Source organism: Rhizobium sp. 25PS6 (assembly GCF_032464655.1).
GTDB lineage: Bacteria > Pseudomonadota > Alphaproteobacteria > Rhizobiales > Rhizobiaceae > Rhizobium > Rhizobium laguerreae.
This window is the reverse complement of sequence record NZ_JAWDIV010000001.1, coordinates 113,950-126,634: the sequence shown is the minus strand read 5'-3', so window position 1 is coordinate 126,634 and position 12,685 is coordinate 113,950. Positions and strand designations below refer to the sequence as shown.

The 12,685-nt window shown below is 61.9% G+C and carries 12 protein-coding genes; 5 read left to right on the top strand and 7 right to left on the bottom strand.

The window, feature by feature from the left end; translation table 11 throughout:
- Positions 1-34: 34 nt before the first annotated feature.
- The gene (locus tag RWK44_RS00575) at positions 35-799 is read right to left on the bottom strand and encodes an SDR family oxidoreductase (protein WP_316028188.1); all 765 of its coding nucleotides are present in this window, start codon (positions 797-799) and stop codon (positions 35-37) included.
- A gap of 397 nt (positions 800-1,196) precedes the next feature.
- Between RWK44_RS00575 and RWK44_RS00570 the strand changes: the two genes are divergently transcribed.
- Entirely contained in the window at positions 1,197-1,655 is a 459-nt protein-coding gene (locus tag RWK44_RS00570) for a carboxymuconolactone decarboxylase family protein (protein WP_077980570.1), read from the top strand.
- A gap of 20 nt (positions 1,656-1,675) precedes the next feature.
- Here RWK44_RS00570 and RWK44_RS00565 read toward each other — a convergent pair whose 3' ends face one another.
- The 3 genes from RWK44_RS00565 to RWK44_RS00555 are packed head-to-tail and all read right to left on the bottom strand — an operon-like array spanning position 1,676 to position 4,831.
- Complete coding sequence (locus RWK44_RS00565; RefSeq protein WP_222010843.1) at positions 1,676-2,878, bottom strand: thiolase family protein; 1,203 nt, start codon at positions 2,876-2,878, stop codon at positions 1,676-1,678.
- Positions 2,856-4,385, bottom strand: coding sequence for a class I adenylate-forming enzyme family protein (locus tag RWK44_RS00560; protein WP_131663372.1), 1,530 nt, complete (start codon positions 4,383-4,385; stop codon positions 2,856-2,858). Before RWK44_RS00560 ends, RWK44_RS00565 begins: the two co-directional genes overlap by 23 nt.
- 29 nt (positions 4,386-4,414) lie before the next feature.
- Complete coding sequence (locus tag RWK44_RS00555; RefSeq protein ID WP_222000294.1) at positions 4,415-4,831, bottom strand: acyl-CoA thioesterase; 417 nt, start codon at positions 4,829-4,831, stop codon at positions 4,415-4,417.
- Positions 4,832-4,884: 53 nt separating this feature from the next.
- Here RWK44_RS00555 and RWK44_RS00550 point away from each other — a divergent pair, with 53 nt between their 5' ends.
- Positions 4,885-5,859, top strand: a complete 975-nt coding sequence (locus tag RWK44_RS00550; RefSeq protein ID WP_222010841.1) for a zinc-dependent alcohol dehydrogenase family protein — start codon at positions 4,885-4,887, stop codon at positions 5,857-5,859.
- A 105-nt stretch (positions 5,860-5,964) separates the two neighbouring features.
- Positions 5,965-6,522 (top strand): DUF3299 domain-containing protein, encoded by a 558-nt coding sequence (locus RWK44_RS00545; protein ID WP_222010840.1) that lies wholly within the window; start codon positions 5,965-5,967, stop codon positions 6,520-6,522.
- Positions 6,523-6,834: 312 nt separating this feature from the next.
- Here RWK44_RS00545 and katG read toward each other — a convergent pair whose 3' ends face one another.
- Positions 6,835-9,015, bottom strand: a complete 2,181-nt coding sequence (gene katG / locus RWK44_RS00540; protein WP_316028187.1) for a catalase/peroxidase HPI — start codon at positions 9,013-9,015, stop codon at positions 6,835-6,837.
- A 141-nt stretch (positions 9,016-9,156) separates the two neighbouring features.
- On the opposite strand from katG, the gene RWK44_RS00535 reads away from it, so the two are divergent.
- Entirely contained in the window at positions 9,157-10,071 is a 915-nt protein-coding gene (locus RWK44_RS00535) for a hydrogen peroxide-inducible genes activator (protein WP_316028186.1), read from the top strand.
- 21 nt (positions 10,072-10,092) lie between these two features.
- Here RWK44_RS00535 and panB read toward each other — a convergent pair whose 3' ends face one another.
- Both panB and panC read right to left on the bottom strand, forming a co-directional pair.
- Complete coding sequence (gene panB, locus RWK44_RS00530; protein ID WP_316028185.1) at positions 10,093-10,914, bottom strand: 3-methyl-2-oxobutanoate hydroxymethyltransferase; 822 nt, start codon at positions 10,912-10,914, stop codon at positions 10,093-10,095.
- Positions 10,911-11,858: a pantoate--beta-alanine ligase gene (panC, locus tag RWK44_RS00525; RefSeq protein WP_316028184.1), complete on the bottom strand. Its 948-nt coding sequence runs from the start codon at positions 11,856-11,858 to the stop codon at positions 10,911-10,913. The genes panB and panC overlap by 4 nt, the downstream gene beginning before the upstream one ends.
- A 276-nt stretch (positions 11,859-12,134) precedes the next feature.
- Between panC and RWK44_RS00520 the strand changes: the two genes are divergently transcribed.
- Positions 12,135-12,608, top strand: coding sequence for a ProQ/FINO family protein (locus RWK44_RS00520; RefSeq protein WP_316028183.1), 474 nt, complete (start codon positions 12,135-12,137; stop codon positions 12,606-12,608).
- The last annotated feature ends 77 nt before the right edge of the window (positions 12,609-12,685 follow it).

Sequence of the window (12,685 nt, the reverse complement as noted above, 5' to 3'; positions counted from 1 at the left end):
GTTGATAAACGAGCGCACCGGCGCACCAAGTCCGTCAGGCGCTCTTTTTCTGCGGCGGCTGCCGGCTGAGCCAATCGTCGAAGCGGATTTGGCCAAGCCGCGCCTTGGCTCCGGTCACGAGCGAATTGTCCTCGAGCTCGACGCCGAAATAGCGGGCGTGCGGATCGGCGACCACCTGGCGCGGATCGTTCGTCGCCTTGAAGAGACGCGTCACGACTTCGGTGAGGCGGACTTTCTCCGGCCCGCCGATCTCGATCGTGCCGTTCACAGGCGTACCGAGCGCCACCTCGGCCATGACGTCGGCGACGTCGTCCGAGGCGATCGGCTGCACGTAGGCCGGCGATAGATGCACGGTCTGACCGACGGTGCCTGACTGGGCGATGCCAGCCATGAATTCATGGAACTGTGTCGAGTGCACGATGGTGTAGGGTATGCCGGACGTCTTGATCAGCTCTTCCTGGGCCATCTTGGCGCGCATGTAGCCGCTGCCCTGCAGCCGCTCCATGCCGACGATCGACAGTGCGATATGATGCTTGACGCCGGCGGCAGCCCCTGCCTTGAGCAGATTGCGGCCCGACGTCTGGAAGAATTCCAGGACGGCCTTGTCCTCGAACGAGGGCGAATTTGCGAGATCGAGCACCACCTGCGCGCCAGAGAGCGCTTCGGCCACGCCCTTGCCGGTGATCGTGTCGACGCCCGAATTCGGCGAAGCCGCCAACACCTCGTGCCCCTTTTTGCGCAATCTTTCCACGGTCTTCGAGCCGATGAGGCCGGTGCCGCCGATAACGACGATTTTCATGGGTAGTCTCCTTGTCCTTTACGAGGAGTTTCCTCTGTTGACTTGCCTTTGTTGACTTGAAAGCGAGCAGGCGACTGCTCGGCGTGGCGAAACCGCGTCCTCTATGAGTGAAGCGGCTTCATCGGGACCGTCGCCGGTACGGCCGGTGTAACCGATGGGCAGAGAATGCGCCCGATCGCGGTCCCAAACTATTCTCCCTCGGTCGCTGTCACCCTATGCGAACGCAGTAGGCCAACTGGCTCTGCGACGAGCCGGTTGGCTGAAATAGAGGACCATCACGTCGACAGGCATGGGCCGAACCTACCGTCGGGGCAGATGACCGACCCGGAAGGCAAGGCGTATTCACCGGTCTGCAAGCCGGTGACTTCGGCCGTCAATCCTCACGATGGAGATAAGAATGACCAAGCGTCTGAACTTCATGGCCCATAAGAACAGCGGCATCGACGGCCTCGTGGCTGTTGAAGCCTGGATTGCCAAGAGCTTCGATCCGAAGCTGCTCGAACTCGTCAAAGTGCGTGTTTCCCAAATGAACGGATGCGCGCATTGCCTGCACATGCACCGCCAGGACGCACTGAAGCTCGGCGAAACGGATGACCGGCTGCTGCTTCTCAACGCATGGCGGGAGTCGCAGCTCTTCAGCACACGGGAGCGGGCGGCACTCGCCTGGGCGGAGGCTCTTACTCAGATCGCGAAAAGCCATGCGCCAGATGATGTTTATGAAGAGGCACACACCAACTTCTCGGATGACGAGCTCGTGGCGCTTTCGATCGGTATTGCGATGATCAATGCCTGGAACAGACTAGCGATCGGCTTTCGGCTTCAGCATCCGGCCGATCACAAACGCGCCGCCGCCTGACGGTCTGCGCCATCGCCGGGTCAGGAAAGCTGGGCAGCCTCGAACATGGCGGTCAGCCCGATGCCTCCGCCGATACCGATCATGGCCAGGCCGGTCGCGCCCGGCGCCCATCCGCCGATGTCGCGGATCAGCTGGCTGTATAGTCGGGTAACGAGGATTGCGCCGGAGGCCCCGAATGGATGGCCGAGCGCAATGGCTCCGCCGTCCTTGTTGATCGCGTCGGCAGGGATAGCGAGCTGGTCCAGCGATGCCAGAACCTGGGCCGCAAAGGCCTCGTTGAATTCGATGGCATCGATGTCTAAGAGCGAGAGCCCGGGCTGACGCTGCAATAGCTTTCTGGTCGAGGCGACCGGGCCGATGCCGAGCAGATTGGGATCCACACCGGCAACGGCGCTGTCGATGAAGGCAAGGCCCTTTTCGAGGCCGAGGCTTTTCGCCATGCCACGGCTCATGACGAGCACCAGGCAGGCGCCATCGTTCAGCGGGCAGGCATTGCCGGCTGTCACCGAACCATCGGCCAGGAAGACCGGTCGAAGGTTTGCGAGTGCCTCAAGGGATGTGGACGGGCGCGGGCATTCGTCCCGTTGCACCAGTCCGTGGCCGGTCGACATGTCGATGATCTCTGGCCGAAAGATGCCCGCCTCGGCCGCCGCTACGGCGAGCCTATGGCTGCGCAGGGCGAATTCATCCTGTCTCTGCCGCGATATGCCGAATTGACGGGCGACGTTTTCGGCGGCAATCCCCATTTCCGGGTCGCCGATCGTGTCAGGCGAAAACCGGGCGCGCCCGTAAAAGCGGGGCAGCGCCCCATTCGCTTTTGGTCTCTCGACGCGCCATGGCGCGGTGCTGACGCTCTCCACGCCGCCGGCCAGAAAGCACGAACCGGCTTTCGCCTGGATGAGCCGGGCTGCCATGATGATCGCTTCCAGGCCCGAGCCGCATTGGCGATCGATCGCAACACCCGGAACCGACATGGGCAGACCTGCGGCGAGTGCTGCCAGCCGCGCGATGTTTCCGCCGCCACCCGCCGCATTGCCCACCAGCACATCGTCGATGCTTTCGGGCGCAATTCCCGTCTCGGACAGTATCCGGCGGATGATTGGCGCAAGCAGGTCTTCCGCCGCGACAGTCGACAGCGATCCGAACGCCCGGCCGATCGGCGACCGATAGGCGGCCACCACGACCGGCTGCCAATCCTCGTCAGGCTGATAGGCGTAGGACAAGATCCCCTCCTGAAACCACGGCCCGCTCCACTTGCCCCCTCGAAATCTTCCCGCTGCTCGTCATCGGCCAGGACCTTATATGGTAGAATTGCCTGGGGATCTTGTACTTCCCGAGCATCTGCACGCAATGATCGGCCAGGATTTTCGGGTCTATCGTCTCTCCCGAGATGACGGCGACGATCCGCTGGCCGAAATAAGCATCCGGCAGCCCGAAGACAACGGCATCCTCGACCCCGGGGCAGGCCTTGAGCGCACTCTCGACTTCGGCGGGATAAACGTTGTTGCCGCCTGATATCATCATGCCGCCGGCCCTGCCGATCACCCGCAGCATGCCATCGGCATCGAGTTCGCCGAGATCTCCGACCGTCGCTCCCGCTTCCGTGACCCGGAACGCCTGATCGTCATCGCCCCAGAGATATCCATCCGCGATCAGATCACTCCTGACGAATATGGTTCCCGCCACATCGGTCCCGACGTCGTTTTCATCGGGGTCGCGAATGGAAATTTCTACGCCGGGATAGGCTTGTCCCACCCGGCCGATCGGAAAATCGATCTCGCCGCCGACAAGGGTCGAGACGGTCATGAAACCAATCTCGGAGGCCCCGTAATATTCCCGGATGCGCGCCTTCGGAAACAGGCGGCGCATGGATTCGACACCGTTGACGTCGAGCTTTGCGCCGGCAGTGAGGACATCACGCAGGGAGGTCAGGACCGGTTCACCCGCCCACGCCCTTGCAATCCCGGCTATATGGGTGGGCACGGCGACCAGCCGTTTGACGTGCCAGGAGGAGAGAGTGCGTGCGACCGCAACCGGATCCCATTTCCGGACCGAATGGAAGGTTGCCCCGGCGTCCAAAGCTTCGACCAATGCATAAAGCGCCAGGCCATGCGCAAGGGCTCCCGGGCACATTGTCGACGGCGCGTCTTCGAGTTCGAAAACGACGCGTCCGCGATCGAGGCTCCGGCGCCATTGTTCGCGCGAGCGATAATAGGCCTTCGGCTCGGCGGTAGTCCCCGAGGTGAAGCCGATCAGAAAGATCTTGTCGGCATCGAGCGGCAGCTCGGCTTCACCTCCCGCCGCGGCGAGGTCGAAAGTCTCCGCTCCAGCAGCGATAACGGGAATGCCGAACCTACGGGCAATTTCAGCGCTCGGCCCGGCATCGTCGTCGACGATCAGAACGTCAGGCGCCAGGCGCTCGATGATGCGTTCGATCCTTTCCGCCGGCATCTTCGGGTCGATGACCGCGCAGGCATTCGGGTAGGCGGTGGCCGCCGCAAAATACTCGGCAAAGCCGATATGGTTGCCAAGGCTGAGAGCGGCAAGCGTCTCCACACCGGGCAGGTCGAGCATGCGGCGGTTCGAGCGGGGGAGCTCCCGGAGAAACCGATAAATTGCCTTGGCGCGCAAATAGAGCTCGCCATAGCTGAGCGAGCGCCCGTCGATCACCAGCGCCGGCTTGTCCGGTGTCTCCGTTGCATGTCGAAGAAGCTGCGCATGGATCGGCATGGACACCCGCGGGTTTGAATGATCGGCAATCAGCCGGGAGACAGAGCGGCTCTGGTCGCTTCCGGAATCGGCGTCGGGCGGCTGTCGGAAAGGCCGACGCAGACCCAGACGAAATGCGCCGAGGCGCAATGAGCGCCATCGTGCTGGCGAAAGAGTTCTATGGCAAAGGACAGGCTCGTGCGCCCGATTTTCTCCACTTCCACCTTTGCCTCGACAACATCGTCGAGGTCGATCGGGCTGTGAAAGGTGATCTCCGCCTTCTTCACGTGATAGGCAACGCCGGAGGAGGTGTGACGGAAATGGCTGAGAATTTGCCGTTGCCGCAGAAACTCGACGACCGCATCCTCGCAATAGTCGAGATAACGGGAGTTGTGGACATGACCATAGATGTCGATGTCTCGCATCGAGACCCGGAACGATGCTAAAGGCCTGTCGTCAACGCTCATTCGATCACCGAAAATTCGACGGGGTGATCTAACCGCAGTGTGTGGGGGATGCAATGCAATATCAGGCGGTCGTGCGAAAATTCGGCCCGGCTCAAGATGTCGTCGAGCTCGAGCAGGCGCCGCTGCCGCCGCTGCGGCGCGACAAGGTGAGGGTGCGCCTGCTGGCGCGGGCGATCAACCCGTCCGATATCATCACCATATCAGGAGCCTATAGCGGACGCACGACATTGCCCTTCATTCCCGGCTTCGAAGCGTTCGGCGTGGTCGAAAAGTGCGGCGAGGAGGTTCATGGGCTTTCCCCGGGAACACGCGTGCTACCGGTGCGCAGTGCCGGTGGCTGGCAGGAATTCAAGGATACCGATCCCGGCTGGTGCCTTCGTGTTCCAGACGATCTCACCGACTTCGAAGCTGCAACGAGCTACGTCAATCCGATGACGGCCTGGTTGATGCTGCATGCCAAGATCGGGCTGAGGCCGGGCATGCGTATTGCCATCAATGCCGCCGCCTCTTCGATCGGAGCGATATTGATCGGTCTCGCCAACGCCGCAGGCGTGGAGCCGGTCGCCATCGTCCGCAGCGAAGGATCACTTGAGCGCCTGCTCGGCCGGGTCGAGGCTGTCATCATCGATAGGGAAGAAAGCGAAAGCGATCTGGTTGCAGGGCTTGCCGGCCGGCACGGGCTTGACGCGGTGCTCGATTGCGTCGGAGGAACGCGCGCAGCAGTCCTCGCAAGAGCGCTACGGCCGGGTGGACGCTTCGTGCATTACGGCCTGCTCTCGGGGCAGAGCATCCCGAATTCATTCTGGGCGCCCCATCCCGATATCGCCTTTTCCTATTTTCATCTCCGGGAATGGGTTCATTCCGAAGCGATGAGCGACGTCCAGCGCGCCTATTCCGAGCTCGCCGCGCAGATCGCCTCGAAGGTCATCACCACTGAGGTGCGGGAGGTGTTTCCTCTGGAAAAGGTCAGTGAAGCATTGCGATCCGCCGTTCCGTTCCGGACGGGCGGCAAAGTGCTGCTGGCCTAACGAACAGGAGTACGCCGCGACAACCTTTTGACGGCTAAGCGGGATCAGGAGTAGCATCAATGGCAGCGACAAGGTGATCAAAGCGGGCGGCCCGGTGGAGATGCAATGATGAAGCACAAACCTTTCCTCCTGACATTTGCGGCGCTGGCATTTTGTTCCGCGTGGCCAATTTCTGACGCCTTCGCTGCCGCGCAGCCTATCTTCTGGAGCGTATTACGGCCGGCCGATCAGGCCAAAGCGACAGTGCCGCTGTCGGGCAAGGCGGTAAGCGGCCCACAGGGCGAAACACTCGCCTGGCATGGCGAGGAACATCCGATCGAATTGACGGGCTTCGTTCTGCCGATCGACCAGGATGGCAATCTTGTCTACGAATTCATGCTGGTGCCTTGGGCCGGAGCCTGCAGCCACATGCCTTCCCCTCCGCCCAACCAGTTGGTTCGTGTCGTTCCGGAGGAGCCTTTGCACCTGGCAAGAATGTACCAGACCGTCACCGTGACGGGTACCTTGCGGCCCGGCCTGGATCAGGCGCAATTCTTCATGATCGACGGTGACCGCGTCCTCACCTACGGCTACAGCATAAGCCACGCCCAGGTGGCGACAGTAACGGCGACGACCGATCCCGATCTGCTGTCACTTTCGCCTTTCGGCATTCTGCCTCGCTAAAAGCCCAGAGACGGTGCTGCGATCGGGCGACGCCACCTCCGCACTCCTCATTCCTGTGCCTGTCACAGGAATCCAGCCACCGCGCGTCTGCGCGGGGAATGACTTTTACCGGAAAGGGAGTCTCTCGCGCCCAAGGACTTGGGCGCACTGGATCCCTGTGACAAGCACAGGGATGAAGGAGGAGAGGTAGTGCCCGCCTAACCGAGCATCAGACGCCTCGATGACTGGACACTCGGGCGGTAGGTCCCGCCTTCAATGCAAAGAAAGTGCCGGGACGCGACTGAAAGCCGCGTCCAGACAGTGTTCAGCCGATCAGACCAAGTCGAAACGATCGGCGTTCATGACCTTGGTCCAGGCCGCGACGAAGTCCTTGACGAACTTCTGCTTGGCGTCGGACTGGCCGTAAACTTCGGCAAAGGCGCGCAGCTGCGAGTGCGAGCCGAAGATCAGGTCGACGCGGGTGCCGGTCCACTTGACTTCGCTGGTCTTGCGATCACGCCCTTCGTAAACGCCGTCCCTGCCGGCAGCGGGCGACCACAGCGTGGCCATGTCGAGCAGGTTGACGAAGAAGTCGTTGGTCAGTGTTTCCGGGCGGGCCGTGAAGACGCCATGCTCGGGCGCACCGACCTTCAGCACACGCAGGCCGCCGACGAGAACGGTCATTTCAGGTCCGGTCAGCGTCAGCAGTTGGGCACGGTCCACCAGGGCTTCTTCCGGCTTCATGAACTGCCGGCCGCCGATGTAGTTGCGGAAACCATCAGCGCGGGGTTTCAGCGCCGCGAAGGAATGCGCGTCGGTCTGTGCCTCGGAAGCGTCCATGCGGCCCGGCGTGAACGGCACGCTGACGGCATGACCGCCGGCCGCTGCCGCCTTTTCCACACCGGCTGCACCACCCAGAACGATCAGGTCGGCGAGCGAGATCTTCTTCGCCCCGGTCTGAGCAGCGTTGAAGTCCCTCTGGATGCCTTCGAGAACGCCGAGGACCTTGGCGAGCTGCGCCGGCTGATTGACCTCCCAGTCCTTCTGCGGGGCAAGGCGGATACGCGCGCCATTGGCGCCGCCACGCTTGTCAGAGCCGCGGAAGGTCGAGGCGGACGCCCAGGCGGTCGAGACCAGTTCCTGCACGGTGAGACCCGTTGCGAGCACCTTTGCCTTGAGGTCGGCGATATCCTTGTCGTCGACAAGCGGATGATCGACGGCCGGGATCACGTCCTGCCAGATCAGGTCTTCGGCCGGAACCTCCGGACCGAGGTAGCGCACCTTCGGCCCCATGTCGCGGTGGGTCAGCTTGAACCATGCGCGGGCGAAGGCATCGGCGAACTCGGCAGGGTTCTCCAGGAAGCGGCGTGAGATCTTTTCGTAAATGGGATCGAAACGCAGTGCCAGGTCGCTGGTCAGCATGGTTGGCAGATGCTTCTTCGACGGATCATAGGCATCCGGAATGGAGGCATCGGCGTTCTTGGCCTGCCACTGATGCGCGCCGCCCGGGCTCTTGGTCAGCTCCCATTCGAAAGCGAACAGGTTTTCGAAGAAGTAGTTGCTCCACTGGGTCGGCGTCTGGGTCCAGGTCACTTCGAGGCCGCTGCCGATGGCATCGCGACCGACGCCGGTGTTGAACTTGCTGGTCCAGCCCAGGCCCTGAGCTTCGAGCTCGCCGCCTTCCGGGTCGACACCGACAAATGACGGATCGCCAGCGCCATGGGTCTTGCCGAAGGTATGCCCGCCGGCGATCAGCGCCACGGTTTCTTCGTCGTTCATCGCCATACGGGCGAAGGTTTCACGGATGTCGCGGGCGGATGCCAGCGGATCCGGAGTGCCGTTCGGGCCTTCCGGGTTGACATAGATAAGGCCCATCTGCACGGCGCCAAGCGGCTCTGCCAGTTCGCGTTCGCCACTGTAGCGTTCGTCACCCAGCCATGTTCCCTCAGGACCCCAGTAGAGTTCTTCCGGCTCCCAGACATCGGCGCGACCGCCAGCGAAACCGAAGGTCTTGAAACCCATGGATTCGAGCGCGACGTTGCCGGTGAGGATCAACAGGTCAGCCCAGGAGATCCTGTTGCCGTATTTCTGCTTGATCGGCCATAGCAGGCGGCGGGCCTTGTCGAGGTTCACGTTGTCCGGCCAGCTGTTGAGCGGCGCAAAACGCTGCTGGCCGGCCCCGGCGCCGCCGCGGCCATCGGTGATGCGGTATGTGCCGGCGCTGTGCCAGGCCATGCGGATGAACAGGCCGCCATAATGACCGAAATCGGCTGGCCACCAGTCCTGCGAATCCGTCATCAGCGCGTGAAGATCCTTCTTCAGGCCGTCGAGATCGAGCTTCTTGAACTCCTCGGCATAATCGAACGCCTGGCCGAGCGGATCGGCGCGGCCGGAATTCTGGTGAAGAATCTGCACGTTCAACTGGTCCGGCCACCAGTCGCGATTGGATCTGCTGCGAGGCGCATTACCGTGTGCAACAGGACATTTGCCTGCGCTATCAGTGGGGTTGTCCATGATCGTCTCCTTGATTGCTTGATCTCTGCGGTGCAAAAAGATGAGCCGAGCTGGCGCCCCACTCTCTCCCTGCAGTCTTCATATCGGAAGCGCTTCATAAATTTAAGTTGGATTTACTGATCGTTGCGATAAGCTGAGGTTATGAAGAACCTTACCCTGAAACAGCTACGTTATTTTGAAGCACTGGCAAGAGATGGCCGCTTCCGACGTGCCGCCGACGCCTGTGCGATCTCCCAGCCGGCATTGTCAATGCAGATCAAAGAACTTGAGCAAGAGTTGGGCGGCGAGCTTTTCGAGCGCAACGCACGTGAGGTGAAGCTGACCGCTTTCGGTCAGACCGTCGCTCTCAGGATCCGCGATATCCTGCGTGGCGTGGACGAACTGGCGGAACTGGCGCGCGCCGCGCGCGATCCTTTTCTGACGCGGCTGCGCATCGGCATCATCCCGACGATTGCGCCCTATCTGTTGCCGGCAATCATCAACGATCTGAACAGGAGCTTTGCAGGCATTCAGATCGAAGTGCGCGAAACGCAGACGTCGAAGCTGGTTCAGGAGCTGGCGCAAGGTCAGCTCGACACGGCAATCGTTGCCTTGCCGGTGTCGGAACCCTCCCTGGCAGAACTCGAGCTCTTCAAGGAAGAGTTCGTGCTGGTTCGCCGGCCCGAAGACGAGGGTAAGCCGGTGCCCGAACGCGAGGCGCTGCGCGAAATGCGGTTGCTGCTGCTCGAGGAAGGCCATTGCTTCCGCGATCAGGCCTTGTCGTTCTGCAAGATAGGGCAGGCCCGTCCCCGGGAAGTCATGGAAGGCAGCTCTCTCTCCACCCTGGTCCAGATGGTCAGCGCCGGTATCGGCATCACCCTGATCCCGGAGATGGCCGTTCCCCTCGAAACGCGCTCGGCGCATGTCTCGATCTCCCGTTTTCAGTCTCCGCGGCCGTCGCGAACGATCGGCATGATCTGGCGCCATTCGACGCCCATGGCCAAACAGCTCCAGCAGGTTTCCGAGGCGGTTCGCCGGTCGGCCGACAGCATGCGCGAACGATATACCGCCCGGTGATGGACCTGATATGGCCTCGCCTCAAGATCGCCGTTTGAACGTATGCTCCGCTGCCGGAAACTGTCGCGATCGGACCTCTTCGGCAAAAGCGGCAGCGGCGACAGAAATCCTTTTGCCGAGTTCGTCGTAGCGCTTGACGAAGCGCGGGGTGAAATCGTTGAAGAGCCCCAGAATGTCGTCGGAAACCAGAACCTGACCGTCGCAGGCGGAAGAAGCGCCGATACCGATGGTCGGGACGTGCATGGCGGCCGTCACCTCCCGGGCGAGCGGCTCCACCGTGCCCTCGATGACGACGGCAAAGGCGCCCGAGCCGCCAACGGCGTGGGCATCGCGACGGATTTTCGACGTCTCGTGTTCGGAATGGCCGACGGACCGATAACCGCCTGCGGTTTGGACCTGCTGCGGCATCAGGCCGATATGGCCCATCACCGGAATCCCCCGCTTCGTCAGAAAGGCGATGGTCTCGGCCATCTCCTCGCCGCCCTCCAGCTTGACGGCATCGCAGCCGGTTTCCTGCAGGACGCGGACAGCGTTGCGGAAGGCGATCTCCTTCGATTCCTGATAACTGCCGAACGGCATGTCGACGACGACGCAGGCCTTGCCGACGCCGCGCATCACCGCCTTGCCGTGCGCGATCATCATGTCGAGCGTGACGCCGATGGTGGTCTCCATGCCATAGAGCACCATGCCGAGCGAATCCCCGACCAGCAGGAGGTCGCAATGCTCATCGAGCAGCCGCGCCATGGGCGTCGTATAGGCGGTCAGGCAGACGATCGGCTTGCCGCCCTTCATGGCTGAGATGCGCGCTGGCGTAAGGCGCTTCTGAATTCCGGCCGCGCTCATCTGGTCACTCCCTTTCCCGGCAAGCCCGGCCCGCCGATAACCCGGTTGCCCCCGGCAACCCTCTTGTCTCCGACAACTCGATTGTCACCGACGACCCTGTTGTCACTGACGACCCGGTTGTCGAGCAGTCGTGTCGAGCCGACCCGAACGAAGAGCGCCACGACGACAGGGTCTGCGATCGACGTGACCGGCTGCAGCGTTGCGGCATCTCTGACGGCGACGACCTCAGGCTTTGCCAGCGGCTCGCGATTGAGAAATGCCGTGAGCCTTGCCTCTAGTTCCACCGGATCGGTAAGGCCGTCGGCGACCAGACGCTCGGCCTCGTCCAGGGTCTGAGGGATGATCACCGCGGCACGCCGCTCTGCCTCGCTGAGATAGACGTTGCGCGACGACAATGCGAGGCCGTCGCTGTCCCTGACCGTCGGCACCGATATCACGCGCACCGGCACGGCCAGATCGTCCACCATGCGCTTGATGATGGCGACCTGCTGGTAATCCTTCTCTCCGAAATAAGCGGTCTGCGGTTGCACGACGTTGAAAAGCTTGCAGACGACAGTGGCGACGCCGGCAAAATGCCCGGGCCGTACCGCTCCTTCGAGTTCGCGCCCGAGATCGGGAACGTCGACGACGGTCAACATCGGGCGGGAATACATGTCCTCGACACCAGGCGAAAAAAGGAAATTGACGCCGGCTTGCCTCAGCATGGCGGCATCGCGTTCCAGATCGCGCGGATATTTGCTGAGGTCTTCCGCAGGGCCGAACTGCAGCGGATTGACGAAAATCGAGACGACGACGATGTCGTTCTCGGCTCGAGCGCGCGAGACGAGCTCCATATGACCGGCATGGAGATAGCCCATCGTCGGAACAAGGCCGACGGTTCGCCCCTGCCGCCGCAGCGCGTCGAGCGTGTGGCGCAGCTCGTCAATGCTCGAGAAAACCCGCATATATCCTCCCTTGGCCGGTCACTCCATCTTGGGCGCGGATAAGAAGTGTAATCGATGCGGCAGGTCAATGCATATTCCTCGATAAAAACGATTAGATGAAACGCCAGCCGATGACACCGGACCATATCAGCCCGGGGGAACGGATTTTCGTCACTTGGCTCCTGTTCCACATCTCACCTGCTTGCAGTGGAACCGACGATGTGCGACTTCCGTTACTCGCCCTGTCCGTCAAGATACCATCACAGTCGATCGCTATGGACGTTACATGGAGGACGCATGGACAAGCCCTGGAAGATCAGCCGCGGACCGATTGCGGCAACCGAGCTCGACGTGGAGAAGGCAAACGCGATCAATGTGCTGTTGATCCGGCCGGTCGGCGTCCTTCCGGTCAAGGCGGGAGATCCCGTCCTTCCTTTTGCCGTCGGCCTTTTCAACGAACTCCGTCCGCTCCTGAAGCCCGATGCCGGCGTCACGACGCTCAGGCGAGCGACCGCGGCCTATGTCCACTGCCGGCGCTACTATTTCGCCAGCGCCCAACCCGATTCCATGCGCCATAGCCTTGACGGTGAACCTGTCGAACCACTGTCGTCCGAAGATCGGCTGGTCGCGCAAAAACGCTTTCTGAGCCTCAAGCAGACCACCGGTAAGACAGACGCGCCCGAGCAGACAGCACCGGTCCCCGCTCCCCTGTTGAGCAAAAGCGAACAGATCCGCGCAGCCCTCCTCGGCAAAAGGAACGCCGCCAGCTAGAGCGGGATGACATTAGCGTCTCATATCCGGCTTGCAGTCATTGCGCGTTCTTGCGTCGTGCGACCGTCATTCACAAG

Coding starts and splice junctions, on each gene's coding strand:
- RWK44_RS00575 (WP_316028188.1), bottom strand. CDS start 799: ATGAAAATCGTCGTTATCGGCGGCACCGGCCTCATCGGCTCGAAGACC.
- RWK44_RS00570 (WP_077980570.1), top strand. CDS start 1,197: ATGACCAAGCGTCTGAACTTCATGGCCCATAAGAACAGCGGCATCGAC.
- RWK44_RS00560 (WP_131663372.1), bottom strand. CDS start 4,385: ATGCCGATCCATGCGCAGCTTCTTCGACATGCAACGGAGACACCGGAC.
- RWK44_RS00555 (WP_222000294.1), bottom strand. CDS start 4,831: ATGAGCGTTGACGACAGGCCTTTAGCATCGTTCCGGGTCTCGATGCGA.
- RWK44_RS00550 (WP_222010841.1), top strand. CDS start 4,885: ATGCAATATCAGGCGGTCGTGCGAAAATTCGGCCCGGCTCAAGATGTC.
- RWK44_RS00545 (WP_222010840.1), top strand. CDS start 5,965: ATGATGAAGCACAAACCTTTCCTCCTGACATTTGCGGCGCTGGCATTT.
- katG (WP_316028187.1), bottom strand. CDS start 9,015: ATGGACAACCCCACTGATAGCGCAGGCAAATGTCCTGTTGCACACGGT.
- RWK44_RS00535 (WP_316028186.1), top strand. CDS start 9,157: ATGAAGAACCTTACCCTGAAACAGCTACGTTATTTTGAAGCACTGGCA.
- panB (WP_316028185.1), bottom strand. CDS start 10,914: ATGAGCGCGGCCGGAATTCAGAAGCGCCTTACGCCAGCGCGCATCTCA.
- panC (WP_316028184.1), bottom strand. CDS start 11,858: ATGCGGGTTTTCTCGAGCATTGACGAGCTGCGCCACACGCTCGACGCG.
- RWK44_RS00520 (WP_316028183.1), top strand. CDS start 12,135: ATGGACAAGCCCTGGAAGATCAGCCGCGGACCGATTGCGGCAACCGAG.